Origin of the sequence: Natroniella acetigena (genome assembly GCF_023227745.1) — a bacterium.
GTDB lineage: Bacteria > Bacillota > Halanaerobiia > Halobacteroidales > Halobacteroidaceae > Natroniella > Natroniella acetigena.
Genome location: NZ_JALKBX010000033.1, coordinates 1 through 26,549 on the forward strand (window position 1 = coordinate 1; position 26,549 = coordinate 26,549).

The following is a 26,549-nucleotide window of genomic DNA, read 5'->3' on the forward strand; positions in this document are numbered from 1 at the left end:
CATTAGATACCCCGTATTATATCAGGGAGGTGCTCTTTTTGTCTATCTTGATATTTATTTATTACAGGAATGCTCCTCGTATAATATAATTAAGATATTTAAGTATAATATAATTAAGATATTTAATTTTAACTCTTGATTTTTAGGCTAAAACTTCCTAGACTTATATTATTAGGTTGGATAAATAACTTATCCTCCTTGTTTTTAGCAATCTTCTTTAAAGAAAAGGGTGATTTTGATATAATTAGATCTAAAGAGGTGAGGGAATTGAATGTATATTTAACTGCAGTAGCTCATGTAATGTTTTTGATTTTGTTGTTTTTGATAGCACCTTTCTTGAATTTACCTGTACCTACTTTTGTGATCATAATGGCAGTTGGTTTTGGTTATCGTCCGTTAATTTCTTTTTTAAATAAAGGGACGGAAAAGAGCGGAGATTATTTAAATGTATTTATTATCACTTTTGTTGTTGTGCTTTTTCTGTTAAATTAAATAGTTGGAGTTAATTTAAAGACTAGTTTTAACTGGTCTTTTTTGTTTTATAACTATAAATTTTTTAGTTGTTAAGAAAAAAAGGGGAGGGCTGTTGAACGTTGGCCCTCCTTGATTTAGTTTATTACCTTAAGGTGTACGATTCTTTTACTGATGATATTAATCTTTATTGATTAATTTTACTAAATTCTCACTATTTAAGATTAACCAAAGTGCTATTCCAGTTTTCAATGCAGGAAGAATTACTGTACTTAATTCTTGAGTTCCATAAAGGTTAGAAGTAAAAAGAAATTCTATCAGTTGACTGATTAATTCAGGAAGATTTGTAACTAATAATATTACTCCAATTATCGGAAAAGCGATTAGGAAGATTTTTTCTTCAGTTAAAATAAGGTCTTTTTTTAACTTGACTTCGTTATCAATTATGTAATTGCTAATTTTGTCTGAAAATTTCCATAAGAGCACTATTCCTGTTAAATTAAATAGAAAATAAAATAAGAGGGAAATAAACTCGTTAGGTTGTATGGTATTAGCTGAACTTATAATATGTGATAAAGTTAAAATTATAGAAGGAAAAAAATTATTTATGAAATTTATCAGGAAAAATATCGCCATAAGTTTTAAGGTTGCTTTAATAAGTTCTTTCATATGTTGGTCCTCCTTTAGTTTATTCTTTCAAGAGATACTACTTCTTGTTCCAAGGTATCACTGATGATATTAACCTTTTCTGAAGGAGCTATCTCTGGAGTCACCTCTCCAATAACGGTTGCTCCATCTTCCATTCTTAATGCATTAAATGTTATTTTATCATCTGAGGAAACATTCATTTTATAAATATCGTATTCGCCATCGAGCAGGGTAGTAGTTGAATCATTGCTTGGGTTAACTCTAACTAATTTTCCGTTATTTTAAGCACCTCTTTATTATATCTATAAGCATTTATTTTAACTCTTTTTACTTATCAAATAAAATCCTATAATCCCTATTACCCAAATTAAAAGAGTTGTTAGAAGGTTATATAAGTTTCCTAAAAATATTCCTCCAAAGAAGATGCAAAAAACCAAAGCAGCTTCACAACCTTCTGTTTCATAAATTTTTATTGCTTCAAAAATAAAAAAAGCTATCATCACTAGAAGTACTCCAATAAAAAAAGAAGCAATAAAAAAGACTAATATATTGATCAATACTATTTTGATTGTATTATCACCAAAGTTATATAGACGATTCAGGAAAATTGTTACAAAAAAAGCAGAAGTAAAACTTAAAATAAAAAGCCAGTCAGTTCTATTTTCTAATTCTTTTATTTTCTTCTTTAATATTGGCATATAAATCCACTTTCTATTTCATTATTCGACAAAAAAACCAAAAATTTCTGATGTAATTATAAGAAAAAAGCTACTTTTGAATAGTAGCTAATGTTTGTAATGCTAAAAGGTCAGCTTCCTCCTCGATAGGGGAGTGCTGCATGTCCATTCCAATCATATATGTATAAGTAGGAGAGTGTTTTAAAATATGATAAACCTCATGAATCAAAACTCTTCTTTGTGTTTCAAGAGTGAGATTTTTATTGATTGCTATCAGATATGAGTCATAGCTTGATTTGAAGACATAACCCCAGAGTTCCGGGCCAAGTTTAGTCACGCGAGGATATATATCGTGCCCTTTGGCCCATAGCAATAGTTCTTTAAAGTTTGATTCTAATTTTTCTCCATATATAAACTTATCCTCCATGTCGTTCTCGTTCCTCTTCTTCAAATATCTTTGAAATTTTGATTAGTCTTTTAATAGTGCTGGGGCTAAGTTCACGACATTGTTTAAAAAACATCTGTAGATCATCCCTTTGGGTCATTTCATCGAAGAATTCGAGTAACTCTGGATCATCAGTTAGGGCTTGTTTGATTTTTTCTTCTGCTTCAGTAGTTTGTCCAATAGGTTGACGTTGATCAGTTCTTCCTAAAAGATAATCAACGCTTACATTAAAGAAATCTGCTAAATTATTCAACATATTTTTGTCAGGAAATCTAGAACCTTGTTCATAGTTAGCTATTGTTGTTCTCCCAACATTTAATCTATTAGCTAAATCTTTTTGGTATAATTTATTTTCTTTCCTTAATTTTTTTAATCTATCCTTAAAGTCTGCCATGATTTACACCTCTTTTAATTATAATATTACTACAAAATGAGTAGTTAATAAATACAATTACTCAAAATGTGGATTAATATTCAAAGTTGCTTGACAATACTCGATATGTGTATTATAATTAAATTACACAATACGAAACATAAGGAGGGGAAAGATGAAAAAAAGAGCTGGTTTGATTGAAGCTAGAGAATCGAGTGGTATGTATCAGAAGGATATAGCTGAAATGTTAGGAATATCTCCCTCCTTTTATTCTGCAATAGAAAGAGGTGAGAGGAGCCCGACATTAAAATTAGCTAGAGATATATCAGATTTGTTTGGCGAAAGTATAGAAAAACTTTTTTTGCTCAATCAAGACACAAAACGAGTAATAAAGAAAATCAAAAAGCCAGTTGAAAGGAGGGCCAACGATGAAAGAATTACTAGTAAAGCAGCTAGAAAGATTGGATCGAGTTAATGATAGACTTTTGAGCAAGGCAGAGAATAATGAGTTAACTGAGCTAGAAGTTGAAACTTTAGAGGTTGTTAATAATGCGATAGATGATATTAGCTACACTCTTATGACAAAGAAAGCTGAAGAGTAATCGAATTGGAGAGGGCTATAGAAGGAAGAAAATACCTCTAAGTTAGTTGTAATAGGACAATCTGAAAGTCTAATACCCTGTACCAAAGGGGGTTGATAAATTGAAATATAAAGTTTTGCATACGCCGAAGGATAAAGAGCCTATGGAAACTGAGGAGTTTATAGAGAATATGAAGGGGACAGATTTAGAGGCTGGTTTTAAACTTTTTTGGAAAAGATTGATTGAAGCGAGGGCAGAAAGTGAGGGTCTCGAAGTTGAATTTAATCTTGATTGAGTTGAAGGGAGGTGATTGAGGTGTTCTATGATCATGACCAGGAGTTGAATTGGATAGTGATAGTTAATGATGATGTGCATGGGTTTGAGCTGAAAGAAGATGCTCAAGAATTTTATGAACTTAGCAAAGAAAAAGCGGATAGTTGTGACTTAATTCAGATTTATTGTAAAGCTAGCGAAGGCGATGAAATGCCTGAAGCTCACAAATTAAAGTTAACTGATGAGCAGCTACTTGCATTGAGGGAAGTCATAGGTCATGTTGACGATCATGAGAACTGGATGGTGGATGTGATGGAACATGGTCAGCATCTAGAAGATGTGTACCGTAAGGTCTATAAGCTTGCTGAGCCGGTGGTTAAGAAAATTAGAGAGGAGCGATAATTAATGATGGAAAACTTGCAGAATTTCGAGAGTGAAGATTTTGGACAAGTTAGGACTATGTGCAGCAGTAATAGTAGCGATAATGAAGATGTAGTTTGGTTTGTTGCTAAAGATGTCTGCGATGCACTTGGGTTATCTAATCCTAGTGTAGCAGTTAATAGATTAGATGATGATGAACGGGCTAAGTTCAACTTAGGGCGTCAGGGAAAAACGAATTTTGTTAATGAGCATGGTTTATACAATCTTGTGTTGGGTAGCAGGAAGCCAGAGGCTAAGAAGTTTAAGCGTTGGATTACTCATGAAGTCATTCCATCAATACGAAAAACTGGCAACTACTCAATTGAGTAATCTAACCAATTTGACTTATTAAGAAATATGGTTGATGAAATGGAGAGGACAAGGCAGATAGCAAATGAAGCTGTCGAGCAAGCACAACAGGCTAATGATGGAGTAGAAAAAATTAGAGAGACTATTATAGAAACAGATGATGATTGGCGTAACGGGGTTAACGAGAAACTTAACACTATTGGCTTCAAAACTGGTAAGTATAAAGAGATCAGAACAGAAAGTTATGAGATTTTAGAAGATAGAGCCAGATGTCGTTTAGGAGTGAGATTGGACAACCTCAAGGAAAGAAAAAGAAATAATGGAGCTACTAAGACTGAAACTAATAACACTCGTAAATTAGATGTTATTGAAAGAGATGCTAGACTCAAAGAGATTTATACTTCCATTGTTAAGCAGTTGGCTATTAAACATTCAGCTTAGTATAACAACCCTGAGTTATTGGGAGGGGGGGATTGATTTGAATTCAGAGATGTTGTTGGCCTATTTGAATGAACATCATACTGGAGACAAGGATGGAGATTTTCAAGAATACCTGGAGAGAAGTGATAATTAATGCTCCTGGATTAAAGGAAGGTAACTGGCAGAAGCATTAATCTAAGGAGGTGAGATATTTGCCGAGGAAGTTCGATCCAGCTCAAGCCTTCAAGGTAGCTAGAAGGCTAAAAAAGGAAGGTAAAGATGATACTGAAGGTTATAAAAAGATTATGGCTAGGCTTAAAGATTATTTGGCTAAGTAGTTTAACTTGTTTAACTTACTTATATTATACTGGATATTATTAGCACAAATCTAGAGTTTTTTGTGAAGATTTGGCAAAGAGGAGGGGTTGAGTGTGAATAGTAGATATATCGGTAATTTAATTAAAGAAGCGAGGGGGAAGATGACCCAAGAAAAGTTAGCTAAAAAGGTTGGTGTTGATAGAAGTACAATCAGTAAGTATGAATCAGGAGCAGAGATGTCTAAAGATATGCTTAGAATAATTGCTGGAGCACTAGGTAGTTTGAAGTTGAAGATGATTGCTGATGGGACAACCACTGAAACGATAATTTTTGATCAGGTTAATTTAGATTTCTATGTATCTCTTTCTAAGACTAGGCAGGAGTTATTGGAAGCTGCACAAGCGATTAATGATGTGTTGGATTTTGCTCACAATGTAGAGTCAATTGAGTGCTTGGAGGAACAAGAGATAGAGAAAATTGAATACATGTTAGAGCAGATCGATGATGTTAATCATGCCTGTGATATGGCAGATCTGGTTTGTCATGAGTTTGGAGCTGATATAAGTAAGCGAAATGAGAAGAATCTGCAAAAGTATTATGCTAAAGGTTATTTATCTTCGTTATGTGACATTAGACAAATAAAAAACACCCGCTGCCACGGGTGAGAATTTAGTAAATTTCATTACGGTTATTATATCAAATCCCGGGCCAACTTACAAGTCAAGCTCAGGTCCGGGAGCTAAAAAGAAAGAGGAGAGGTTAATGACTCATCTGGAAGCAACTGAAATTAGATTACATGATATGCGAGAAGCAGTTGAAAGTAAGGTTGGTAAGTTAGTCAACTATGATCATATAAATATCGGACAAGAAGAGACTGTAATCCATCAAAGTAGGATTACTAAGCATGAGATAGTTAATAGATTACGTGAATTGGATAAGTATAAGATAGTTCAGCACCTCAAGTATGATTTGTATGTTACGGATGATCGAAAAGATGCAATGCAGGGTTTGGTAGCTTTAGTATTGGCAGATAGGTGCAGAAGTTTTATTGAAGTTGAGAATGGTACTAGAAAGTATTTTCTTTCGGTTGATATTGGAGGCTATCGTAGCAAGTGGGAAGTTAAGGATAAAGTTGTTAAGCAAGAAAGGGGTGCTAGGGATGCCTGCTAATAAGTTTTATGTAGAAAAGGTTGCAGCTGGAGTCTATACAGGTTATTCAAAATTTAGTTTAAGAAATTTTAGAGTAATTAGAGTAAGTGATGATTCATTCTGTATCTATGATGTAAAAAAGAGTATGAAGTATTATAAACCACCAACATTGGTTACTAAGTTGGCTGTTGTTCCAGCAGATGATGAAGATGGTTATAGTTTCAAGACAAGCCGTGAAGCCCCTAAGGTTAGATATGTAGAAGCTAATGGGAAAGAGAAGATTTGAATCTATACCAGGCTAGAAGGATAGTTGAGAGAATAGATTCTGAGCTTTCTGATCGGTTATTGGAAATCTCGACGATAGAAAAGATAGAGCCTTATTATTTAATTAAGTTCGGAATAGAGGAAGAAATATTGACTTACCAGGTTGATGAAAAAGATCTTCCTGAGGTGGTATAGATGCCAGTCAACAGAAATCGGAAAGCAGTAACTAAGGTTTGTAGGATATTAAACGGGATAGAAAGCCAGCTTGTTTGGAAGATGGGTCGCTGGCAAGGTAAGGGTTCAATTATGAATAATGGAGTGCTTGTGTTTAAAAGGGATGTCCCTATGAGAAAAAGGGATTATCATAGGTTGAATAAGGCTCGAAGGATAATCAGAGAGGAATTTGTGTTAGCTGATTTGATATCACTTGATGATCAGTTGGATATTGGTTTGAGTTTTGTTATAGATGATAGGTTGAGTGAGATTAGAGCAGCAGGATTGTAAAGCATATCGGGCTAACACTTAGAAATGTTGGCCCGACTTAAAAAGGTGGTGAGTTGATGATTAATGGAATTGAAGGTCTAGATGGCGTGTCTGAGATAGAGATAGGAAAGATCAAGACTGGTGAGAAGAATAAGAAGGGTTATCCATCGAAACTAGATTACTTTAAAATTGTCAGACCGACCAAGAAAGGTGTTAGTCCAAGTAAAGAAAAGGTTAGAAAGCAGATGATGAAGGACTTTTCTGAAGCTACTGGAGAGAAGTTGCAAAGTCTAAGTAGTGATAAATGTAGCTATAGTCAAGCAGATAAGTTCATCAGTTGGCTTGAGGATAAGAGTAAGGTTGTGAAGGATGATAACTTTAAATTAGAAGTTGTAGAGAGGCCTAGATTATCAGTAGGGCCAACGGCTTAAGGTTGGCCCGAATAAGGAGGTGTCCTGGATGGCTTGGGAGAGATGTGAAGAGTGTAAGAAGATGGTACGACGGAGTACTGAATCAAAAGTTTTGCCCTGAGCGTGGTAAGTTTTGTGTTGGCCAGGAACCAGATGATTTAGAGTGTAGTTATGTTCAGAGTTATTTCGATAAGATTGTAAGTGGATTGAGGGGATTAGTAAGTTTATTTTGATGCTATAGATTAAATAGAGAATCTTCCAGTAAGGAGTGATTAGATGCAAAATATGGAAAGTAATCATTTGATAAATGAGGGTAGTTTGATTATGTTTGATAAGCAACTGGCAGAAGAAGTTGGAATGATGAGGCAATATTTTTACAACAACTTTATTATTGGCTTAGAATAAATTACAAGGCAGATAAAAATTATATTGAGGGTAAATACTGGGTTTATAATACTTACGGAGAGTGGCTGGAGAACAACTTTCCTTTTTGGAGTAAGTCAACATTGAGAAGAACGATCAAAAGTTTAGAGCAAGAGGACTTAGTTATAACTGATAATTTTAATAAAGCTGGTTTTGATAAGACTAAATGGTACACAATCAACTTTGAAGTTTTAAGGAAAATTGAGAATAAAATCAAGGAGGAAGAGCAGTCTGCTCAAGATGAACAGACGACTGTTCAAAATGAACAAACCAATATCAGAGATTACACAGAGATTACTACAGATAATAAAAGTAAGTATGTAAGTAGTAATGATAATTTAACTGTTGAAGAGGAACAAGAAGTTTTAGAAGAGATTGAAGCCCAACAGACAGACAGGCAAACAGAACCTTCTCCAATTAGAGAAGCGATTAATGATATTTGGAAGATGAATAATTTCAATCCTAATATACTAATCACCCTAATTAAATATACTAATAAGTCTAGTCCTGAACTGGTAATTGAAGCAATGAAGCGGGCCAAGTATGAAGATAACCCATTTTATTACTGTGTTGGTCGTGACCCAGCACAAGGAAAAGGAATACTGAATCGTTGGCTTAGCAGGGGCATTAATTCCATTAGTGAGCTCGAAAAAACAGAGAGGAGTGATGGCAATGAGAGCAAATGCAAAGGAGATCAGTCCGAATCAATTTCAACAACTGATAAATCAAAGAGTAGCAGAACTCAAAGAAAAAAACCAAAATACAAAGCAAACAGAATTTGAGAAGTCAGATCCTCGCAGGATAAATGAATTTTATGAGAAGATACTTGGGATTGCTGATATTTCAGGCAAGTTGAGACGGGAGTCATTTGATAGCTATGACTGCTCTGTTAAAAAGGGGTTTGAGGACAAAGTAGCTGCAGTCAGGAAATTTGCTCAATCATATCATAATCCAGATAATATATTTTTGTGCTTAGGAGGTAATGTTGGCAATGGGAAAAGTCATTTAGCTGTCTCTGCTGCTAAAGTGATTGCTTATCAACAAGCTAAGGAGTTGGATGATAAGATTGATCGATTTATGCCATCTAAATTGCCAAATGGGGAAGTGTTTTTGTTCTATGTCAACTGGAGAAGTGAAATCAAAAAGATTAGAAATAGTTATTCTAATCGAAGTTCAGATTATTCTGCTTTAGAAGTGATTCAAAAGATGCAAAGGGCTACGGAAGAGGAGCTTCTAAGGTTGGCCCAGGAGAACTTTTTTGATAAACATCAAATGTCTTACTGGGAAACGAGAAATAACAGAGGGATAAAATAAATAAGAGAGGAAGGGGATTACTCTCAAGTGGTTAGTAATTAATAATAGGTCACCGAAATTGATTTCAGTGACCTATATAAATTGGTTAGAATATACCTAAAAAGAATAAGATTAAAACAATAAATAGAATAGATTGATGACCTACAAATGGAGCACCCATTATATATCCCCCTTCCGACAATAAATTAATCCTTTTCCACATAGTATGTATAATTCAAGAATGTGTTAATGGAATAAAAAAATAAACGAGCTAACTAGCTCGTTTATAAAAAGTGAGGATGTTTAAATGGTTTTTATTATTTATGCACTAAAGCTACTGTAACTATAAAAACCCAAGACTAATAGGATTAAGATTAAAAATAAAATATATGCATCGTCTCCTCCAGTCGGACCTTTAATAGGTGCTCCCATATGTTTAACCTCCTTAAATTTCAGTATCTTTACCACATACTATGCTTGAAAGAAAAATATGTTAAGAATAAATAAAAAAAGAACCGACACGTTGGCCCGCTCCAAGAAATATTTAATCTGATAAAACCATTATAACATAAAAGAGAGGGGCGGGTAAAGGTGGGGTGTAAGGAAATTGAACAGGCTGAAAAGGAAAGTAAAGAGCAGATAGAAGAAATATTATATAATTACAGACCAGCTAAAGCTAAGGCAAAGGTTTTGATTACTACTTCTTTAAATATGAGTTATAGCTTGAAAGCAATTAGATATAATGAACCTTCAGCAAAGACTAATGAAACTGCTTCTGATACTGAAAATTATATTGATAAAAAAGAGGAGCTTAAGGAAAGAGGAGAGATGATTTTAGAAAATGTTGAGACGATAGAAGAATGTTTAGAGTGCCTTGGCCCGGAAGAGCATGCTGTGATAGAGTATAAATATTTTGATGGACTGGAGGATTCAGATTCAGCTGAAAGATTAGAAGTATCGATTCCAACCGTGCAAAATAAAAAGAGAGCTGCTTTGGATAAGCTTGAAAAGGTAGGATTATCAGAAATTTATCAGGAATTTATCACTATTTTAGCAGTTAAAGCTTAAAAAGTGTGTTATTATATATAATGAGAAGAATATTGTACGAAGATAAGTAATAAGATAATAATATGTCAGGGTGATTCAAATCCCTCTTAATTGGTGATTATATATATTAAAAGTATCATATAGCAAGTTTGATAAAGCTGATAGTTAAGTTAGATAATTTACATAAAGAGGAATAGAATAGATATTTTGTGATAGAATCTAAAATCAAGAGTTTTTTCTAGTTAAATAGAATATACTATAAAAAACTCTTATTGGAGGGAATTATTATGAAAGTTACAAATACAGAAGAAATCGCTGGTGAAACGATTAAAGAAAATTTAGGCTTAGTAAAAGGAAATACTATTAAAGCTAAGCATATTGGAAGAGATATTGGAGCTTCATTAAAAAATTTAGTTGGTGGAGAAGTTAAAGGATATACTAAAATGATTTCTGAAGCTAGGGAAGAAGCCTATCAAAGAATGATAGAAGAAGCTGAAAGATTAGGGGCTGATGGGGTTGTAAATGTACGTTTTTCTACTTCACAGGTTATGCAAGGAGCTGCAGAGATTTTAGCTTATGGAACTGCTGTAAAATTTAAATGATTAAGTAAGCACCTGAGAGGGTGTTTTCTTTTTTGAAATATTAATCGTATATTTCTAGATGGTATAATGAATAATAAGTAGTAATAAATATCAAATTCCCCGAAAGCTATCTATTTGGATAGTCAATAAGTAAGCAAGGCGTGGGAACTTTTATCCCTAGGGGAATTTGCTGATAAATATTGCATGTATGATCCGTTTAATTTAATAATTGGCCCGGATAGTTATCGGGTGATTTTACAAAGTAGCTTAATGGCTACTTTTTTTATTTATAAATTAAAATTAAGGAGGTGCTGTCAGTGACTCAAAAGGAAACTAAAGTTATACGATGTACAGGTGAAAAGAATGATGGCTCTAGATGTACTAGAGAAAAAGAGGTTCCAGTTGATTTTGTTGGCCCATGGCATTGCTGGCAGCATCCTCCTGAGGGCCAAAATAATAACAAGCAGGGTGTTGGTCATAAATTGGCCCAAGAAAAGATAGAGCAGATTAAAGTAGATCTTCAAGTTTATACTAGCATTAATTATATTGCTAAAAGGAATAATGTCTCCTGGGAGACTGTTAAGCGAATTAAAGAAGAATATAAAGATGATATCGAGAAGTATCGAGATGAAAAAAAGAAAGAGTTTGCAGATAGGGCATGGGAAGAAGTAATGAAAGCTCTACAAATAGGTAACATGAAGTTAGATACTGCTTTAGAACAGGGCCAAGATATAAAAGATACAATAGATAAGATATTAGCTTTAGTAGGTGAAGGAGAACTTAAATTTAAGGAGGCTAAACAACTGATCAAGCCATTAGCTGCTTTATCTGATTACTCTTTAAGAGATTTATCTATCTTTATAGGAACTTTAGTAGACAAGCATGAGTTAGTAACAGGAGGGCCAACAGAAAGAACAGAAAATGATCACAATCATAATTTGAACCCAATCGATGCAATATTACAGGCAGATGAAGAGATAGAAGGCGATAAGGATGGCGAAGGATAAATTCCAGGGATTAATTTCAAAGATGAAAGAGTACAGGGAGCCTAGAGGTTTCATCAAGTTTGTTAAAGAGCAACTAGGGGCCAACCCCACTAAGCAACAAGAAAAAGTAATGGAAGATATGCAAAAAGAAAGAAAGATAACTGTTAAAGCTGGCCATGGTGTAGGGAAGACTGCTTTAGCAGCTTGGTTTCTAATTTGGTTTATAGTAACTCATCCATTTGCAAGAATCCCATGTACTTCAAATAAAGAAGATCAGATTAAAGAAAGACTTTGGCCCGAAGTTAAGAAGTGGGTTCGTGGTAGTCCTTGGGACGATTATATTATCCATAATAAGACTAGAATCCACATTAAAGGTTATCCAGAAGATTGGTTTGCTAAGATTGAAACTGCAAGTGACCCTGACAATTTAGCAGGGTACCATGCCAAGTATCTATTATATATTGTAGATGAGGCTAGTGGGCTAGGAAAAGAGTTTGCTCAAGTAATTCAAGGTGCTATTACAACTGAAGGAGCCAAAGTATTTATGATTGGAAACCCGACTAAAAGGTCGGGTTATTTTTATGATAGTCATACCAAAAATGTTGATAAATGGGCCAACCATACACTATCTTGCCGCAACTCTCCTTTGGTATCTGAAGAGTATATCAAAGACATGGAAGATGAATGGGGTAAAGATAGTGATGTAGTAAGAGTTAGAGTAGATGGTAAGTTTCCAAAATCAGAATCAGATAGTTACATTAGTATAGAGTTAGTTGAGCAAGCTTTTGAGTTTGAGCTTTTAGAAGCAATTGGCCCGAAAGTATTAGGAGTTGATGTTGCTAGATTTGGTGATGACGAAATAGTTTTCCATGGTCGACAAGGCAGAAAAGATATTGAAAGATTAACATTCACTAAAAAAAGAACTACTAATGTAACTGGCAGAATAATCGAAAGAATCAGGGAAGTTGGATATGAAAAAGTGAATATAGATGTCGGTAATATGGGAGCTGGAGTAATTGATCAGTTGATAGAGAAAGTAAGAGAGTTAGATTTAGATGTAATAGTAAATGAAATTGGATTTGGAGATTCTCCACCAGATGAAGAACTTAAAAAGCATAATAAAGATATGACCGCTGTAATGTGGAGAAACTTTAGAGACAAACTTAAAGAAGGCATAGATCTTAGTCATGATGAGAAAGTAAAAGAGCAATTAACTAATCGAAAGTATGAGTTTGACGGATCAGGAAGATTGAAATTAGAAAGTAAGAAGAAGATGAAGGCTAGGGGGCTTGATAGCCCTGATAGGGCTGACGCATGTGTGTTGGCTTATTATGATGGAGAAGGAAGAAGCAATCCAGAGGACTTAGAAACATTTGGAACCAGTTATGCGAAGGAGGCGTCTGTATGGTAGAAGATAGAAATGAAAGTGACAATAAAGAAGATGTAATGAAAGAACTTGGATCAATAGGGCAAAGTCATTCTGCAAGGTTTCATGCCTTAGGAGATGAAGAGTATCTACCTAAAAGATGGCCTCAAAATATAGATGTTTACAACAAGATGAAGCGATCTGATGGCCAAGTACAGGCCATGCTTTTAGTGATGGAGTTGCCGATCAGGTCTACCAAATGGTTTGTTGAGCCTTATAGCGATTCAGCCAAGGATAAAGAGATAGCAAAAGCAAGGATAAAGAGATAGCAAAAGAGATTGAAAATAACTTATTCGAAGGTCCACCAAATGGCATGACTCAACACTGGGATGACTTTTTAAGATTGGCCCTTACAATGCTACCTTACGGTCATTCAGTATTTGAAGTAGTCTATGAGGAGAAAGATGGACAGATACAGTGGAGGAAGTTTGCTGAAAGACCTCAAAGAACAATTCATGATTTTTATTATGATGAACATGGCGGGCCAAATGGAATTAAACAGCTTAGGGTTGGTGGTCATTCATTTGACTTTGTAGATATACCAATTGAAAAGTTGTTGATATTCAGTAACAGAATGGAAGGTGGGGACTTAAGGGGTCAATCAGTACTGAGGTCAGCTTATAAGCATTGGAGTATCAAAGATTTCATTTATAAGTTGATGAACATTGGCATTGAAAGAAACTTAGTTGGTACTCCTGTAATGGAGTTGCCTAAAAATTATTCTGAAGAAGATAAGAAGTTGGCCCGGCAGGCAGTTGAGAATTTAAGGTCGTCAGAAAAGGGAGGAGCAACAATTCCTCATGGATTTATATTAGATATATTCGAAGGCAAGAGGAATATGATGGATCTAATGCCTTACATCAAACACCATGATGTGTTAATGAGTCGTTCAATATTGGCCCAATTTCTTAACCTCGGAAGCACAGAAACTGGTTCAAGGGCAGTTTCAGAAGATCAATCTAGTTTATACTTAATGAGCCTCAATCAATTATATAAGGGAAAGGTTATATACCGTTTTGATTAATGGAATGTCGAATGTAAATGCGAGTGCAATTAATATAGCTAGTGCAACTGCTGGCATTAGTGGCCAAGTTCAGATTGATATTGATTATGTTAGATTAAGGATATATAACATATTACTAGATGGAAAAGCTAATGTTGATATTGTCCCAGAAAAATGGAAAGGTGCTAGATTCGATAATATTACTGGTCAAGCTCAGATAGATATTAAGTCCTTGCTACTTTCAATTTTTGAAGGAGCTTATGTGATAGACAAGGATAATTATCGTACTAAAAACCAACCCGCCAATTCAGATGAGATAGCCAATTATATTGTAGTTGAAACTGCACCTTTACGACCTGCTGATGAATCAGAAGATTTATATGATAGAGAGGTAACGATAGCATCAGAGACAACTAGAACTATAGCAGTTAGATTAGATGATTCAGATGTACCAAGCGTTGATCTTCAAGCAATTTTGATTGGTGCAGATACAACTGAAATTATCGAAGAAAAATACTTTGCATGGGGTGGAGAAATAACTCTAGAGAACAATGGAACCGAAACTGATGAGCTAGAGCTGATAATTGAAGGGAAACCATTAAGTGTAAGAGGTAGAGAACGAGTTAAAGCAAAAGATGAGAATAGTATTATTGATAACGAGAAGATTAAGTTTGAGCTTGAAGATAATCACTTAATTCAAGACGAAGAGCTAGCCCAAAAGATAGTTAATATTATTTTAGCAAGTTCGAAGGATGCTAGAAGAGATGTAGAGATAGATTGGCGTGGTAACCCGGCTTTGATATTGGCTGACTTGATAGCAGTTCCAGAGTTCCAGCAGTTTGGCAATTTCTATGTTACACGTCAGAATTTAGAGTATGATGGTGCATTTGAGGAAGGCACTAGCAAAAATCAAAGATAAGGAAACTACAAGCACCTGATGAGGGTGTTTTTTAGTTTGGAAGGAGGTGATTGCTATCTGGAAAGGAATAGTAGTTCATCATTCAGCCAGTCCTGATGTAAGTGCTAATAAAATTGATCGCTGGCATCGAGAAAAGGGTTGGAAGGGAGTAGGTTATCATTTTGTAATCCGGGCCAACGGTGATATAGAGCCAGCTAGAAACTTTGAAAGTGCTGGAACTCATGCTAGAGGTAGAAATCAGAATTATATAGGGATTTGCCTTACTGGAGATTTCACTAAACATCCGCCGACTCCAGAACAGATTTCATCATTGATTCATCTAACGAAGGGGATTAAAAGTAGATGGGGTGCAGAAAAAATAGAAAAGCATCACAAGAATTGCCTAGGGCCAATGTTCCCCTGGGATTTTTTCATTCAAGCAGTTTAATAGGTTTGAAACTAACTTTAGGAGAGTGATTATAGTGTTAATTGCAGTTAAGAATATCTTATTAGGCTTTATTGCTTCATTGGTTAAATCTTTTTTACAGTCAACTGCTAATAATCTCTGGGGAGAGACTTGGGATATTATCTTTGAGTCTATTGAAGAAGCAGAGAAAGAATGGGATGATGGCAGGGTTAAGAAGAAGTATGTAATGGATAAGGTTATGAAGCATATTGAGGGTCAAGGTCGTTTTGGACGGATTAAGAAGTTTATTATCAAGAATTTTATAAGTTCGGTTATCGATGCTTTAATTCGAGAGATTAATCAAGCTGTTGGGAGTGATTGGGTAGAGAAAGCAGGGGTATATGAACGTAGGTTGGCAGATAGGATTGAGTTTATTGATTGAAAGGGCCAACAGGATCAGGCTCCTGAGCATCTTGAAGATGTAGAGTTTGAGATTGAGTTGGAGCAGAAAGATAATTTTGGTCAGGAGGTTGTTGGAGATTTAAGAGAAGAGAAAGGATTGGATCGAGAGTGGGATTCAAATGATAATATTAGCTCCTAGGGTGTTGCCCTGGGAGTTTTTTGTTTTATAAAAAATGAATTTAAGGATAAATCTAGAAGTTAAATAGTAAGTTAAGGAATTTATTTCCTGCTCTAAAATAAAAGAGTCGAAGGAGGAAGAACATAATGAAAAGTAAGATCGCTGAAGCAATTAAGTTAAAACGAGAACCTGTGGCAATACTGTGGAGTGACCAAAAACCTGAAGATGCTATTCAATTTAAAGAAGGAAGATGGGGCTGTGTTATTTCATTACTGAGCCAAGCTAGCAAAGGAAAGACAGCAGCTTTTGATGAAAAGACTTGTGGCTGCGTTGGCGGGGCCAAGGGTTTAGGTTTTAAAGATTATGAATTAGGTGAGATTGAACATTTTCTTTCTGATGGAGAGAAATGTGAACGTGAGGGTGAGTTTTATAAAAAGACTCCTGAGTATGCTCGTGAGTTCATTAAAAGCTTACCTGATATTTTTGTTTCTACAGAATATGTAGTCTTTAAGCCTTTGTCAAAGGTGGAGGTTAATGAAGAACCAAAGGCAGTGGTCTTTCTAGTAAATGCTGATCAGCTTTCAGGATTAGTTACCTTGTCTAACTTTGACCGACCTACTAAGGATAATACGACTATCTTTTTTGGAGCTGGTTGTCACAGTACTATTATAGAAGTTTTGAATCAAGGACTTAGTGAAGAACCTAAAGGGTTAATTGGATTGACAGATCCTTCAGCTCGGAAATTTATTGCTCAAGATTTACTTTCTTTTAGTCTGTCTTATCAACGATTTTTAGAATTAGAGGATGTAGTTGAGAATAGCTTTTTAACTAAAGAAACTTGGGCAGATATTAAAGAGAGGATTTAAAAGATTACTATATTTTATGGGTGAATAAGTTACAAGAAAAATAATTGTTAAGAGGTAAGCAAATGTTAGAAATGATTGGAGGGATGCTATTGAAGAAGTATTTTATTACATTATTTTTATTAATTATGAGTATTGCATTTTTAAGTAATACTACCTATGCTTGTGTAGGAGCTAGACCTTTAGGAATGGGAGGGGCTTTCGTTTCGGTAGCTGATGATGTTAATGCTATTTACTGGAATCCAGCAGGATTAACGAATATAGAAGGTTATGAAGCGGCTACGTATACTAGAACATTGAATAACCGTGATAAAATTAACTATGATGACTTTATTGGTACAGCGAGAACTTTTGACGAATTAGGTTTAAGTTTTGGACTAGGTTATATTGGAGAAGGAGTATTGCTTTATGATGGTCTTTATAATGAAGAATTTGAGTCTGGCGATGATACTATAGAGTTTGATGGAGATTTAGAAATAGAACAGAGTACTGACTGGTTAATACTTTCTGTAGCTAAGGATCTTTCTGAAGAACTTAACTTAAGTGGATTATCTGTAGGAGCTAATATTCGGCATATGACTATGGGTAGGGAGGAAACATTTGAAGGAAAGATATTTAAAAATAATGAGCTAATCGGTGAGAAGTATACAGATTCTGACTCTGATTCAAGTGTAGCGGTTGATTTAAGTTTATTATATCAACCTACGGAGCGGTTATCAGCGGGTCTTTTAATTCAAGATGTTTTTGAAACTGAGTTTGAGGTATATGGACAAAAAATATCATATATCAGAAATGTACGTCCAAGTTTATCTTATCAGCCAACTGATTCCCTGATATTTGCGGTTTCAATCTATGATTTTACTGATGAATTAGACAGACAAATTTCTTTTGGTGGAGAGATGGAACTTACCGAAATGACTGAGTTAGAGATATTAGATTCTAAAGAGGAGAAATTATATCTTAGAGGAGGATCCTACCTAGGAAATTTAACGCTAGGTGCAGGTTATGAATATGGAGATTTTGGATTTGATTATGTCTTTTTAGGAGAAGATTTAGAAAGCACACATCAATTTGGAGTTACGTATAAATTTGCTGGAATTTAAAAGTTTAAAATGGAAATTAGATGATATTATTGGCTCCTAGGGCGTTGGCCCTGGGGGTTTTTTGGGTTTTTGCAGGAAAAATTGATTATATGTGTAATTATTTAATAGAATAAGGAGGTAAATCATGGATTTTAACGATTTGAAAGGTTTAATTAAAGTACCAAAGCTAAGTTCTAATAATGATTATTGGCTAGTTAGAGCTGAAGCGGGGAAGTATTTTCAAGAATTCTATCTTGAGGACTATATTGCAATTGGTTGGAATGAGATGAACAATTTAGATTTAATATGCGAAAATGAAGATGAACTTAAAGAACAAATAGAAGAGTTGTACCCAAATGAAAATCGACCAGGTCTTATAAAAAGTCAGATATATACTTTTGTTTCTGAAATGAAAAAAGGAGATATTGTTTTAGTTCCTAGTAAAAGTAATAATCAACATATAGCGTTTGGAGAGATTGTTGAGGATGATATTTATATTGAAGAAGTTGAAGAATATGATTTTGAAAAATACATGGAAGAGTTTGGCGAGCAGCCACCTTGTCCTTTTAAGAAACGAAGGGAAGTTAAGTGGCTTAAAACAGTAAAAAAAGAAAAACTTGATCCTTATCTATATAAGCTCTTATATTCTCATTGTACAATAACTAATGCTAATGATTATTCTCATTTTATTGATAGAACTATATATTCATTTTTCGAAAAGGATGGAGTATTGCATTCAGTTTTTGAAGTTAAAGAAACAAACTCTATTAATGCTTTTGATTTGAACAGTTTTATTGGTAGTATGCTAGATAGTCTAGATATAATTAATGATAGCATTGATCATAAGTTAGATAAGCGGAGTATTGATATTAAATTAAATGTTCAATCGCCTGGATTAATAGAGTTTTTTGGAAAACCTGAAGTGATTATGGGGATGACCTTTTTAGGTGTGTTGGTAATAGGAGGAGAAATTGAATTAGATGTTAAAATAATGAATGGAAAACTTAACACTGAGGGGTTAATTGAGAAAGTAAGGAAGTTTATTAATTCTTTGAAGGAAAATGAAAGGCAAACGATAAAGTTAAAAAAGAGATTAAAAAGAGAGAAAGAAAGTTTAAAAATTAAGGATCCTGAAATAAAATTAGAATTTAAAGAATCGGATCAGCAGAAAGAGAACTAAAAAGAAACTAAAAAAGTGCTGTCAGCACTTTTTTAGTTTCTTTTTATACGGTGAAGATATTTTTACATATTTATTTATTAGAAGTATTGATGTGAAGGTAAAAATCAATTTATATAAAGAGATGTTGTTGAAAATTATAACATCTTTAATTAATAATCCGATTGTATGTTTTTGTAGTGTAAATAATAGGGAGAAGGTAAACAAGTAACTAAATATTATACTGATTATATGAAGAATTTTATCAGTGAACTTCATTATTCCCCCTCCTTTTTAAGTATGTTACCACATTCTTTAATAAATTATAACATAGAAAAAAGGAAGAAACAAACATTGGGTTGATAAAAAATGTTTTTCTTAGAATTTAGTTTTTTATTCTGATTGACTGTATTAGAGTTATTTTCTTGAAATCAATTTAGTAAAGTATCTATTTTAGATTCGGCTTCTTTAATTTTCTTTTTATTTGTTTTAGTATTAACTCCTCCATGCTTTTTTAATTGTTCAATCAACTTTCTAAACTCCTCCAACAGTTCAGGAGGAGCTTTTTTTATTTTATTGATATGACTATCTTGCTCTAGTTGACCATCAATAAACCCCCTAATCCTATCAGCTGCACCAGGAGTACTCTCCCACCATTCCAACCGTTTACCCTTTAAGCGAATCCCTTTAGTTTTCTCTAAATTGTCTTTGTCCAATTTTCAACCCTCCCAAAGCATTGGCCAACCGTGGATCAGAGATCATTTCCAAATCCCTTCCCAATTCATTGGACAGCCGGGCCAACAGTTTTTTAGAGTTAGCTCCACCACCGCAGATAAGCCACTTATCTACTTCAGTTAGTGACATATCAAGCTTGTTCTTTATATTGCCTACTGTATTGGCAGCTAGTTGTTCATATTCTGAGTTTAAGATATCAGTTATCTCTATCGGCTGACCGTTCTTTCTAAACTCCTTATCCAACTCTAAATTCTTCTGTACCTTATAGAGCTGTGGTCTAATACTATGCTCTTTTATCAACCTGGACTGTATATTTCTAAAAGCTTTATTCATCCCTGGGATCCTATCAGTTTCATTCTTCAACCTCAATTTTAAAGTGCTTGTCCTCAAATCTGTTAGCAAAGTCATCCTTTTTAATATTGTACTGATCAACAGAGAGGGTAGTAATTAGATTGATTTTAGTATAGCTAGTAGTTGGCCCAACCAGTAGAGCAATAGAGGTTAAGATTAAATCATTAGTTTTCTGATCATCGATATCATCATAGTTGGTAGTATCAAGATTATATTCAGCATCTTGGGCTACCTTACCTACTGCTAATTCTCTTTCTCCAATCTTTACTTTTAAGAAACTTAATGGATTGTTCTCTAAGTTAGCTGCTGGAGTAGATTCTGCTTTAGTATCTACTATTTGATGGTCGTAAGATACTACCGATGGAATTATCAATTGTTCCTTTAGATTAAAGCCAGCTACGCTTTTAACTGTGGATCGACCATAGTCAACAGAAATAATTTTTGGCATTAAAATCACTCCTTTAGATTTAGTTAAACTTGTTTAACAGAATTTAAGAAAATGGCTCAAAGATGTTTAACTTGTTTAACATGGATTGAGTTTAGGTTTGTTGGCTTTCCATTATTGACCTTTTGCTTCCGACAGCTCTGTATATTTGTGTTATTTGATCAGGCACCAATAATGTATAATATTGGTTGCAATTAAGCAAAATAGCTATTAAGAAGGGGTGTTTAATAAATGATAGAGTTAAAAGATAAACTTACTTTTGGAGCTGCGGCTGGTATGATAGCTAATATATTTAAAAATATCTTTGTTTTTGGTTTATATTTTTTTAATATTATTCAATATACGACTTGGCATATGGCATCTTCATCTTATATTTCTAAAGATAGGATTAATACATTAGGTTCACTAATCCCTGGGGCAGTTACCGATTATTTTATGGCTTCTATAATGGGTATAATTATTATGTATCTTTTATATTTTACAGGAAAGGAGCATTATATTTTTAAAGGAGTAATGGTAGGTTTATTTTATTGGGTAGCTATCTATGGTATAGTAATGAGCTTAGAGACTACCTATATTAACCCAGATGATTTAATTACAACCCTTTCTCAAATAGCTGCTCATTTAATAATAGGGAGTTTAACTGCTTTTATAATTGTTAAATATGGTAGTGGGCTTTTAGAGGAATAAGTATTCTTGTTCTGATGTAAGAGTATCTTAATTACATAATAATGAAGAAGGGGTAAAAGTTAATTTAAATTGAAAGGAGATTGATTATGAGAATAAGAAGTAGCTATCTTCATTTATTGGTTATATTGTTATTGATGACAGCTATTGTAGCAGGATGTGAAGAAGCTCCAGCACCTATAGAGGAAGATAATGTTGACCAGGGGTCATTGGGTTTAGAAGAGCTTGATCTATCTTTGTTAGCCTATCAATTAGAGTTAGAGATACGTTCATCCTTTCAGAGTGCTTATAATAGTTGGATTAACTTAGATAGAATAACAGAAAGAGATGAAGAAAGTTTTGAACAAATAATTTCTGTTTTGAATTATAATTTAAGTGAATTTGTTTCAGAAGAAGAAATAGAAGAATATATTGAAAAGTTGAGGGATATTGATAGAGGTGGAGAAGGGGAAGTAGCTTTTCCTACTCATGAAGTGGTTAGGGAGAGTGAAATAATAGAGCAGAATAATGAGACAGTACAAGTTCAATTAATTACTACTAGATATTATCCTGCCACAGAGTGGGAAGGAGATGCTTATAGCAAAGAATTTGACTATGTTGTAACTTTAGTAGATGATAATGGTAATTGGATTATTCAAGAGGTTAATTATAATTAAGATATAGATCTTCTGATCTCAGTAGTAGGCTTCTAAAGGAATAGGGCCAAAGGTGCTTAATAGGTCTAAGTGTGTTGGCCCGAGATTGCTTATATATAATATATAATGTAGAAACTCAACATAGAGCAGATTGTCTTTTGTCATAATACCAAGTTAGTTAATACAAAGTTAGACACTGAGGATCTGATTTCAATTGGTTCAATTGGCTTGATTAAAGCAATTGATAGTTTTAATCCTGATAAAAATACTAAATTGGCAACTTATGCGGCACGCTGTATTGAGAATGAAATATTAATGTATCTGAGAAGAACGAAAAAACTAAAAAATGAGAAGTTGATGCATGAACCGATTGGCTCTGACAAGGAAGGAAATCAGATTAGATTAATTGACATTTTAGGAACAGCAGTTGATATTGTCAGTGACGAGGTAGAATTGGTATTAAAAGAAGAGAAACTGTATGAAAAGTTGACTGAGCTTGATCTTAGAGAAAGGAGAGTATTAGAGTTAAGATATGGTTTGAAAGATGGAAAGAAGAGAACTCAGCGAGAGATTGCAAAAAAGATGGATATATCTCGCTCCTATGTCTCAAGGATCGAAAAAAAGGCCGTTAATAAACTAACTAAAAAGTTTACTGTAGAAGGATACTAGATTTTTCTAGTATCTTTTTTTATTAGTATTCACAAAAATTAATAGTGCTGCATATTATAGTATATGGGAGTTTAAGGAGGGAAAGGGATGGATAATAATATATTAACGATTAATCGTTATTTAGATTTAAAGGGATTTAATTCACTTCATTTGATAGAGGACCTACGTCTATTTGTAAAGAAAGCCAAAAAAATAAATCCTTGCTTAGAAAGTTATCAACTATATGATATTGGTTTCATCTTTAAAACAGATGTGGTTTTAATTAAATTATATTTCTATAGATAAATATTTTAGAAAAAATATTAAGTTTCATTATCGATAAAATTTTATTTAAATTCTTTAAAGGAAAATTGCAATAATTAGAGAAAGAATATAAATATATGGCTTTAAACATTGTATTAACTAGGTTTGACTTTTCAATGAAAGTGAAGGAAGGTGAAATTGATGAAGTTTGATGTAATAATTGTAGGAGCAGGACCAGCAGGAGCATTTACTGCTTATAATTTGGCCCAAGCTGGTTTAGATGTTTTAGTATTAGAAAAAGAGGAACTGCCTCGTTACAAAGCATGTGGTGGTGGTTTAACCTTAAAGGCTAAGAGTTTATTAACTGACTTTGATTTAACTGAAATAATTGAAGATAAGATTAATCAAGTAATTTTTTCATATAATCTAGAACAACCGGTAAGAATAAATTTTCAAAATCCTGTTGTTTTTATGACAATGAGGGATAAATTAGATAACTTTTTAGTAGAAGGGGCTAAAAAAGCTGGAGTGACAGTAATGACCAATAGTGAAGTAGAGAATGTAGTAGTAACTGAAGATAAGGTTGAGGTTAAGACAGAAACTGAAGTATTTACTGCTAGGATTGTAGTCGGTGCAGATGGGGTGAATAGTTTAGTTGCTGATGAATTGAATTTAGTTACAGATTTAGAACATGCAGTGGCTTATGAAAAAGAGTTACAGGTTACTAATGACCGATTGGCTGAGCAAAGAGGTAAAATAAATTTAGATTATGGGGTAGTAGCTAAAGGTTATGGTTGGATCTTTCCTAAGCAGGATTGTTTATCAGTAGGTGTGGGGAGTTATCAAGCTGGGGTGAGTTTAAAAGAAAGTTTGAAAAAGTACTTAGTTGGTGAGAAGATAGCTGGTTATCAGGAAATAAGGGCTAAGGGACATTTAATACCTGTAGGTGGAGTTAAAAGAAGACTTAATAATGACTCTTGTTTGCTAGTGGGAGATGCAGCAGGATTGGTAGATCCATTATCTGGGGAAGGGATCTTTTATGCATTAAAGAGTGGTAAAGTAGCAAGTCAAGTGATTATTGATAAATTAGCTGAAGGTATTTCTTTAAATGATTATACCCAATTGATCAATCAGGAAATGGTACCTGAATTTAAGAAATCTAAACTATTGAGTAAAGTTTTTTTTATAGCTCCTGATAAAATTCATAAACTCACAAGGCAAAGAGAGTGGCTTTTAGAGGCGTTAGTTAAAACTGTCTATGGAGCTAAAAGCTATAAAGAACTATACAAAACCTTTATGTCAGAAATTCCATTTTTGAGTGCTATAATTAATCAGTAAAATTTTAAATAAAAAATTCATTTTAATCCTTGACAATCTAACAGAGATATTATATGATTTATAATTGACGGAAGTGATAATTGTAAGTTTGAAGGGTCATTAGCTCAGCTGGTAGAGCATCTGACTTTTAATCAGGGTGTTGGAGGTTCGACTCCTCCATGGCTTACCAAAAAGCATTTAATATTGAATAATGAATATTTAATAATTAAAATTCAGAAGCATAAAAGAATTTGAATTTAAGTTTTTAAACTATTCAATATTAGATATTAAATATTAAATAGTTAGGCCCCCATCGTCTAGTGGCCTAGGATACCAGGTTTTCATCCTGGCGACAGGGGTTCGAATCCCCTTGGGGGTACCAATGCAACTAAATCAAAGTTACTAAATTGATATTAAGCAATAAGATTTAATAAAAGAGATGAATTTTCTCTATCCATGGAGAGTCTTGTTCTTTAAGACTCGAAAGGGTACCAATCTTTAAAGTTATTAATCAATCTTAATTTAGAGATAGTACCTTTACGTTTTATCTTTCTTGAGCGACCACGAAGAGTTTTTGAGTTTCAAAACTCGGAAGGGCACCATTAAATCAGATAATAGTGAATAGAGAATAGTTGGAATTTAAGAAATTAAAAGAATGTGATTTTAAGATCTTAACTATATTCATTATTAATTATTATCTATTAACTGAATAAGTGTGGTGGCATAGCCAAGTGGTAAGGCCGAGGACTGCAAATCCTCTATCCCCAGTTCAAATCTGGGTGCCACCTCCACGCCGGGGTGGCGGAATTGGCAGACGCATCGGACTTAAAATCCGATGGGACTTTCGTGCCCGTGTCGGTTCGAGTCCGACCCCCGGCACCATCTTTAAAAGCAGTGAATAAATAATATTGAATATTTAATAGTTGAAAATCAAGCTCGTTAAATTTTTTAGGTTTTTCATTATTCAATATTAGATATAAAATATTAAATGAATTTTTGTCGCGGGGTAGAGCAACTGGTAGCTCGTCGGGCTCATAACCCGGAGGTCGTTGGTTCGAATCCATCCCCCGCAACCATTAAACTATTTCTTAACGGAAATAGTTTTTTTATTTTATTGGTGTGCTTTGTAGATTACAGAAATAACAAAATTCCAGATATAAGAGATCTAAAGATAAAGCAATAATAAAGTTCAAAAATAGGATATGGAAGATTACTAGGAGAGCTAGACCATTTCCTGTAGAGATGATAATTGCCGAGTTAAACCCAGTCTTGAGGGGTTGGGGGAACTATTTTAAGATAGGGGATATAAAGAAATTATATAGAAGATTAGATGAATGGATAAAAATGAGAATACGTTCGTTTATCGAAAAGAAAAAGGCGATAATGCATCAGAACTATCGTCTTTCAAATAGTTATCTAAGAGATAAAGGACTTCAATCATTACTTGAAGAATGTTATTTTTGCAATAATCAGTTTGATATGATATAATTCAAATTACTAAATAATCTAGGAGTAGATAATTAATGTCATATTTTGAGTATATATTAGAAAAAAGACCTGTTATAGCAGCGGTTAAAGATTTATCTGATTTAGAGGCAGTTCCTAAGGATAAGGTAGCTGCTGTTTTTATATTAGGAGGAGATATATTTAATTTACCTAAAATTGTTGAAGCTGCTATTGAATTGGATAAGCTTGTCTTTTTACATATTGATTTAGTAAAAGGGATTGGCAAGGATAAATATGGAATGAAATATTTAGCAGAGGAAATTGGAATTGAGGGTATAGTTACTACGAAGAGTTATTTAATTAAAGAAGCTAAAAAGTGTGGTTTAATTACTATTCAGAGGCTATTTATTCTTGATTCTTCGGCTTTTGATAGTGGGGTTAATATTATTAAGAGTTCTCAGCCTGATTTAGTAGAGGTTCTGCCTGGTTTGGTATTTCCTCATTTAGCTGATGAGTTAAGTGATAAATTAGAACAGCCGATTATTGCTGGGGGGTTGATTAGAACTCAAGAGGAGTTGGATTTTGTTTTAGATTCAGGAATTTTAGCTGTTTCAACAAGTAGTAAAAGGTTATGGGGGAAGGAGTATTAATGAATATTTATCTGAATGTTTTAATATTTAACCTTGACAAGTATTAAATTAAGTTATAAAATGTAAATAAGATAGATTTTTAAAATTATTTAAAAATCAAAAATAAGTTTGGTTAGTTTTGGGATTGAGAATATGAGAAAACCCTATCTAACCATTAAGGTGCTAATCTGCTTAGGACTCTATTTAGGGGCAGGGTGTATCTTAATGGAGAGGTAGGTTTTTTTTATTGGAACCTGTTTATTGTTACACCTTTATTATAAGTTAATAAGCCCTATAAAATAAAGGTAGAATAAGAATAAATAAAAATAGAGGAGCTACCAAACAGCTTATAATTAATTGATTAAAACTATTTAAAAATAATCAAAACTGTTGGTTGCTCTCTAGGG

At 33.7% G+C, this 26,549-nt stretch carries 45 protein-coding genes and 5 tRNA genes; 42 read left to right on the forward strand and 8 right to left on the reverse strand.

Annotation, left to right across the window (positions count from 1 at the left end; genetic code table 11):
- Positions 1-267: 267 nt before the first annotated feature.
- On the forward strand, positions 268-492 hold the full coding sequence (locus MWH25_RS08070; protein ID WP_248627143.1) for a hypothetical protein: 225 nt from the start codon (positions 268-270) through the stop codon (positions 490-492).
- A 159-nt stretch (positions 493-651) separates the two neighbouring features.
- On the opposite strand, the gene MWH25_RS08075 is transcribed toward MWH25_RS08070, so the two are convergent.
- The 5 genes from MWH25_RS08075 to MWH25_RS08095 form a co-directional block, all read right to left on the reverse strand.
- Positions 652-1,140, reverse strand: a complete 489-nt coding sequence (locus tag MWH25_RS08075) for a hypothetical protein (protein WP_248627144.1) — start codon at positions 1,138-1,140, stop codon at positions 652-654.
- Between the two features lie 14 nt (positions 1,141-1,154).
- Positions 1,155-1,319, reverse strand: a complete 165-nt coding sequence (locus MWH25_RS08080) for a hypothetical protein (RefSeq protein WP_248627145.1) — start codon at positions 1,317-1,319, stop codon at positions 1,155-1,157.
- Between the two features lie 117 nt (positions 1,320-1,436).
- Entirely contained in the window at positions 1,437-1,817 is a 381-nt protein-coding gene (locus tag MWH25_RS08085) for a hypothetical protein (RefSeq protein WP_248627146.1), read from the reverse strand.
- 70 nt (positions 1,818-1,887) lie between these two features.
- Positions 1,888-2,223: an ImmA/IrrE family metallo-endopeptidase gene (locus MWH25_RS08090; protein ID WP_248627147.1), complete on the reverse strand. Its 336-nt coding sequence runs from the start codon at positions 2,221-2,223 to the stop codon at positions 1,888-1,890.
- On the reverse strand, positions 2,213-2,635 hold the full coding sequence (locus MWH25_RS08095) for a helix-turn-helix domain-containing protein (protein WP_248627148.1): 423 nt from the start codon (positions 2,633-2,635) through the stop codon (positions 2,213-2,215). Before MWH25_RS08095 ends, MWH25_RS08090 begins: the two co-directional genes overlap by 11 nt.
- Positions 2,636-2,789: 154 nt before the next feature.
- Between MWH25_RS08095 and MWH25_RS08100 the strand changes: the two genes are divergently transcribed.
- From MWH25_RS08100 to MWH25_RS08230, 29 genes are all read left to right on the forward strand, one after another.
- On the forward strand, positions 2,790-3,089 hold the full coding sequence (locus MWH25_RS08100) for a helix-turn-helix transcriptional regulator (protein ID WP_248627149.1): 300 nt from the start codon (positions 2,790-2,792) through the stop codon (positions 3,087-3,089).
- Complete coding sequence (locus MWH25_RS08105) at positions 3,043-3,216, forward strand: hypothetical protein (RefSeq protein WP_248627150.1); 174 nt, start codon at positions 3,043-3,045, stop codon at positions 3,214-3,216. Before MWH25_RS08100 ends, MWH25_RS08105 begins: the two co-directional genes overlap by 47 nt.
- Positions 3,217-3,316: 100 nt before the next feature.
- Positions 3,317-3,490 (forward strand): hypothetical protein, encoded by a 174-nt coding sequence (locus MWH25_RS08110; RefSeq protein ID WP_248627151.1) that lies wholly within the window; start codon positions 3,317-3,319, stop codon positions 3,488-3,490.
- Between the two features lie 20 nt (positions 3,491-3,510).
- Positions 3,511-3,870, forward strand: a complete 360-nt coding sequence (locus MWH25_RS08115; protein ID WP_248627152.1) for a hypothetical protein — start codon at positions 3,511-3,513, stop codon at positions 3,868-3,870.
- A 3-nt stretch (positions 3,871-3,873) separates the two neighbouring features.
- Positions 3,874-4,218, forward strand: coding sequence for a BRO-N domain-containing protein (locus tag MWH25_RS08120; RefSeq protein ID WP_248627153.1), 345 nt, complete (start codon positions 3,874-3,876; stop codon positions 4,216-4,218).
- Between the two features lie 27 nt (positions 4,219-4,245).
- Positions 4,246-4,638 (forward strand): hypothetical protein, encoded by a 393-nt coding sequence (locus MWH25_RS08125; protein WP_248627154.1) that lies wholly within the window; start codon positions 4,246-4,248, stop codon positions 4,636-4,638.
- Positions 4,639-4,829: 191 nt separating this feature from the next.
- Entirely contained in the window at positions 4,830-4,955 is a 126-nt protein-coding gene (locus MWH25_RS12920) for a hypothetical protein (protein ID WP_282706922.1), read from the forward strand.
- Between the two features lie 93 nt (positions 4,956-5,048).
- A complete protein-coding gene (locus tag MWH25_RS08130) occupies positions 5,049-5,600 on the forward strand; it encodes a helix-turn-helix domain-containing protein (protein ID WP_248627155.1) in 552 nt (183 codons plus the stop codon).
- Between the two features lie 97 nt (positions 5,601-5,697).
- Complete coding sequence (locus tag MWH25_RS08135) at positions 5,698-6,105, forward strand: hypothetical protein (protein ID WP_248627156.1); 408 nt, start codon at positions 5,698-5,700, stop codon at positions 6,103-6,105.
- Positions 6,095-6,370, forward strand: a complete 276-nt coding sequence (locus tag MWH25_RS08140; RefSeq protein ID WP_248627157.1) for a hypothetical protein — start codon at positions 6,095-6,097, stop codon at positions 6,368-6,370. The genes MWH25_RS08135 and MWH25_RS08140 overlap by 11 nt, the downstream gene beginning before the upstream one ends.
- Positions 6,367-6,543, forward strand: a complete 177-nt coding sequence (locus tag MWH25_RS08145) for a hypothetical protein (protein WP_248627158.1) — start codon at positions 6,367-6,369, stop codon at positions 6,541-6,543. Before MWH25_RS08140 ends, MWH25_RS08145 begins: the two co-directional genes overlap by 4 nt.
- Positions 6,544-6,852, forward strand: a complete 309-nt coding sequence (locus MWH25_RS08150) for a hypothetical protein (RefSeq protein ID WP_248627159.1) — start codon at positions 6,544-6,546, stop codon at positions 6,850-6,852. It begins immediately after the preceding gene.
- A gap of 56 nt (positions 6,853-6,908) precedes the next feature.
- Positions 6,909-7,262 (forward strand): hypothetical protein, encoded by a 354-nt coding sequence (locus MWH25_RS08155; RefSeq protein WP_248627160.1) that lies wholly within the window; start codon positions 6,909-6,911, stop codon positions 7,260-7,262.
- Between the two features lie 44 nt (positions 7,263-7,306).
- Positions 7,307-7,474, forward strand: coding sequence for a hypothetical protein (locus tag MWH25_RS08160; protein ID WP_248627161.1), 168 nt, complete (start codon positions 7,307-7,309; stop codon positions 7,472-7,474).
- A gap of 43 nt (positions 7,475-7,517) precedes the next feature.
- Positions 7,518-7,646, forward strand: coding sequence for a hypothetical protein (locus MWH25_RS12925; protein WP_282706924.1), 129 nt, complete (start codon positions 7,518-7,520; stop codon positions 7,644-7,646).
- Positions 7,647-7,747: 101 nt separating this feature from the next.
- Positions 7,748-8,446 carry a hypothetical protein gene (locus MWH25_RS08165; protein WP_248627162.1) on the forward strand — a complete coding sequence of 233 codons (699 nt, stop codon included), beginning with the start codon at positions 7,748-7,750 and terminating at the stop codon, positions 8,444-8,446.
- Positions 8,337-8,978 carry a P-loop NTPase family protein gene (locus MWH25_RS08170; protein ID WP_248627163.1) on the forward strand — a complete coding sequence of 214 codons (642 nt, stop codon included), beginning with the start codon at positions 8,337-8,339 and terminating at the stop codon, positions 8,976-8,978. The genes MWH25_RS08165 and MWH25_RS08170 overlap by 110 nt, the downstream gene beginning before the upstream one ends.
- Before the next feature lie 570 nt (positions 8,979-9,548).
- On the forward strand, positions 9,549-10,025 hold the full coding sequence (locus tag MWH25_RS13035; RefSeq protein ID WP_248627164.1) for an RNA polymerase sigma factor: 477 nt from the start codon (positions 9,549-9,551) through the stop codon (positions 10,023-10,025).
- Positions 10,026-10,291: 266 nt separating this feature from the next.
- Positions 10,292-10,606 carry a YbjQ family protein gene (locus MWH25_RS08180; protein ID WP_248627165.1) on the forward strand — a complete coding sequence of 105 codons (315 nt, stop codon included), beginning with the start codon at positions 10,292-10,294 and terminating at the stop codon, positions 10,604-10,606.
- Between the two features lie 296 nt (positions 10,607-10,902).
- Positions 10,903-11,592 carry a hypothetical protein gene (locus tag MWH25_RS08185; RefSeq protein ID WP_248627166.1) on the forward strand — a complete coding sequence of 230 codons (690 nt, stop codon included), beginning with the start codon at positions 10,903-10,905 and terminating at the stop codon, positions 11,590-11,592.
- The gene (locus MWH25_RS08190) at positions 11,579-12,982 is read left to right on the forward strand and encodes a hypothetical protein (protein ID WP_248627167.1); all 1,404 of its coding nucleotides are present in this window, start codon (positions 11,579-11,581) and stop codon (positions 12,980-12,982) included. The genes MWH25_RS08185 and MWH25_RS08190 overlap by 14 nt, the downstream gene beginning before the upstream one ends.
- Positions 12,976-13,266 (forward strand): hypothetical protein, encoded by a 291-nt coding sequence (locus tag MWH25_RS08195; RefSeq protein WP_248627168.1) that lies wholly within the window; start codon positions 12,976-12,978, stop codon positions 13,264-13,266. Before MWH25_RS08190 ends, MWH25_RS08195 begins: the two co-directional genes overlap by 7 nt.
- A gap of 8 nt (positions 13,267-13,274) precedes the next feature.
- Positions 13,275-14,021, forward strand: a complete 747-nt coding sequence (locus MWH25_RS08200) for a phage portal protein family protein (RefSeq protein WP_428832806.1) — start codon at positions 13,275-13,277, stop codon at positions 14,019-14,021.
- A gap of 4 nt (positions 14,022-14,025) precedes the next feature.
- Positions 14,026-14,919, forward strand: coding sequence for a hypothetical protein (locus MWH25_RS08205; protein WP_248627170.1), 894 nt, complete (start codon positions 14,026-14,028; stop codon positions 14,917-14,919).
- A gap of 46 nt (positions 14,920-14,965) precedes the next feature.
- Entirely contained in the window at positions 14,966-15,346 is a 381-nt protein-coding gene (locus MWH25_RS08210) for an N-acetylmuramoyl-L-alanine amidase (protein ID WP_248627171.1), read from the forward strand.
- A gap of 34 nt (positions 15,347-15,380) precedes the next feature.
- Entirely contained in the window at positions 15,381-15,746 is a 366-nt protein-coding gene (locus tag MWH25_RS08215) for a hypothetical protein (RefSeq protein WP_248627172.1), read from the forward strand.
- A gap of 284 nt (positions 15,747-16,030) precedes the next feature.
- Positions 16,031-16,750 (forward strand): DUF169 domain-containing protein, encoded by a 720-nt coding sequence (locus MWH25_RS08220; RefSeq protein ID WP_248627173.1) that lies wholly within the window; start codon positions 16,031-16,033, stop codon positions 16,748-16,750.
- A gap of 62 nt (positions 16,751-16,812) precedes the next feature.
- Complete coding sequence (locus MWH25_RS08225; protein WP_248627174.1) at positions 16,813-17,850, forward strand: PorV/PorQ family protein; 1,038 nt, start codon at positions 16,813-16,815, stop codon at positions 17,848-17,850.
- A 124-nt stretch (positions 17,851-17,974) separates the two neighbouring features.
- On the forward strand, positions 17,975-19,009 hold the full coding sequence (locus MWH25_RS08230; protein ID WP_248627175.1) for a hypothetical protein: 1,035 nt from the start codon (positions 17,975-17,977) through the stop codon (positions 19,007-19,009).
- A 407-nt stretch (positions 19,010-19,416) separates the two neighbouring features.
- On the opposite strand, the gene MWH25_RS08235 is transcribed toward MWH25_RS08230, so the two are convergent.
- From MWH25_RS08235 to MWH25_RS08245, 3 genes are read right to left on the reverse strand one after another with little or no spacing between them, the layout of a single operon-like run.
- Complete coding sequence (locus MWH25_RS08235) at positions 19,417-19,701, reverse strand: hypothetical protein (RefSeq protein ID WP_248627176.1); 285 nt, start codon at positions 19,699-19,701, stop codon at positions 19,417-19,419.
- Complete coding sequence (locus tag MWH25_RS08240) at positions 19,673-20,083, reverse strand: acetate and sugar kinases/Hsc70/actin family protein (RefSeq protein ID WP_248627177.1); 411 nt, start codon at positions 20,081-20,083, stop codon at positions 19,673-19,675. The genes MWH25_RS08235 and MWH25_RS08240 overlap by 29 nt, the downstream gene beginning before the upstream one ends.
- Positions 20,073-20,519 carry a ParM/StbA family protein gene (locus tag MWH25_RS08245; RefSeq protein WP_248627178.1) on the reverse strand — a complete coding sequence of 149 codons (447 nt, stop codon included), beginning with the start codon at positions 20,517-20,519 and terminating at the stop codon, positions 20,073-20,075. The genes MWH25_RS08240 and MWH25_RS08245 overlap by 11 nt, the downstream gene beginning before the upstream one ends.
- 228 nt (positions 20,520-20,747) lie before the next feature.
- On the opposite strand from MWH25_RS08245, the gene MWH25_RS08250 reads away from it, so the two are divergent.
- From MWH25_RS08250 to MWH25_RS08305, 12 genes are all read left to right on the forward strand, one after another.
- Entirely contained in the window at positions 20,748-21,206 is a 459-nt protein-coding gene (locus MWH25_RS08250; protein WP_248627179.1) for a hypothetical protein, read from the forward strand.
- Between the two features lie 86 nt (positions 21,207-21,292).
- A complete protein-coding gene (locus MWH25_RS08255; RefSeq protein WP_248627180.1) occupies positions 21,293-21,859 on the forward strand; it encodes a hypothetical protein in 567 nt (188 codons plus the stop codon).
- Between the two features lie 129 nt (positions 21,860-21,988).
- Positions 21,989-22,507 carry a sigma-70 family RNA polymerase sigma factor gene (locus MWH25_RS08260; RefSeq protein ID WP_345947242.1) on the forward strand — a complete coding sequence of 173 codons (519 nt, stop codon included), beginning with the start codon at positions 21,989-21,991 and terminating at the stop codon, positions 22,505-22,507.
- Positions 22,508-22,594: 87 nt separating this feature from the next.
- On the forward strand, positions 22,595-22,792 hold the full coding sequence (locus tag MWH25_RS08265; RefSeq protein ID WP_248627182.1) for a hypothetical protein: 198 nt from the start codon (positions 22,595-22,597) through the stop codon (positions 22,790-22,792).
- A 159-nt stretch (positions 22,793-22,951) separates the two neighbouring features.
- Positions 22,952-24,088 carry a geranylgeranyl reductase family protein gene (locus MWH25_RS08270; RefSeq protein ID WP_248627183.1) on the forward strand — a complete coding sequence of 379 codons (1,137 nt, stop codon included), beginning with the start codon at positions 22,952-22,954 and terminating at the stop codon, positions 24,086-24,088.
- A 93-nt stretch (positions 24,089-24,181) separates the two neighbouring features.
- Positions 24,182-24,257, forward strand: a tRNA-Lys gene (locus tag MWH25_RS08275).
- Positions 24,258-24,373: 116 nt separating this feature from the next.
- Positions 24,374-24,449 (forward strand) — tRNA-Glu (locus tag MWH25_RS08280).
- 335 nt (positions 24,450-24,784) lie between these two features.
- Positions 24,785-24,858 (forward strand) — tRNA-Cys (locus tag MWH25_RS08285).
- Between the two features lies 1 nt (position 24,859).
- Positions 24,860-24,949: transfer RNA gene (locus MWH25_RS08290), tRNA-Leu, on the forward strand.
- Between the two features lie 118 nt (positions 24,950-25,067).
- Positions 25,068-25,143 (forward strand) — tRNA-Met (locus tag MWH25_RS08295).
- 106 nt (positions 25,144-25,249) lie between these two features.
- On the forward strand, positions 25,250-25,555 hold the full coding sequence (locus MWH25_RS08300) for a group II intron maturase-specific domain-containing protein (protein WP_345947243.1): 306 nt from the start codon (positions 25,250-25,252) through the stop codon (positions 25,553-25,555).
- A 35-nt stretch (positions 25,556-25,590) separates the two neighbouring features.
- Positions 25,591-26,163 (forward strand): glycerol-3-phosphate responsive antiterminator, encoded by a 573-nt coding sequence (locus tag MWH25_RS08305; protein WP_248627185.1) that lies wholly within the window; start codon positions 25,591-25,593, stop codon positions 26,161-26,163.
- Positions 26,164-26,549: the final 386 nt, after the last annotated feature.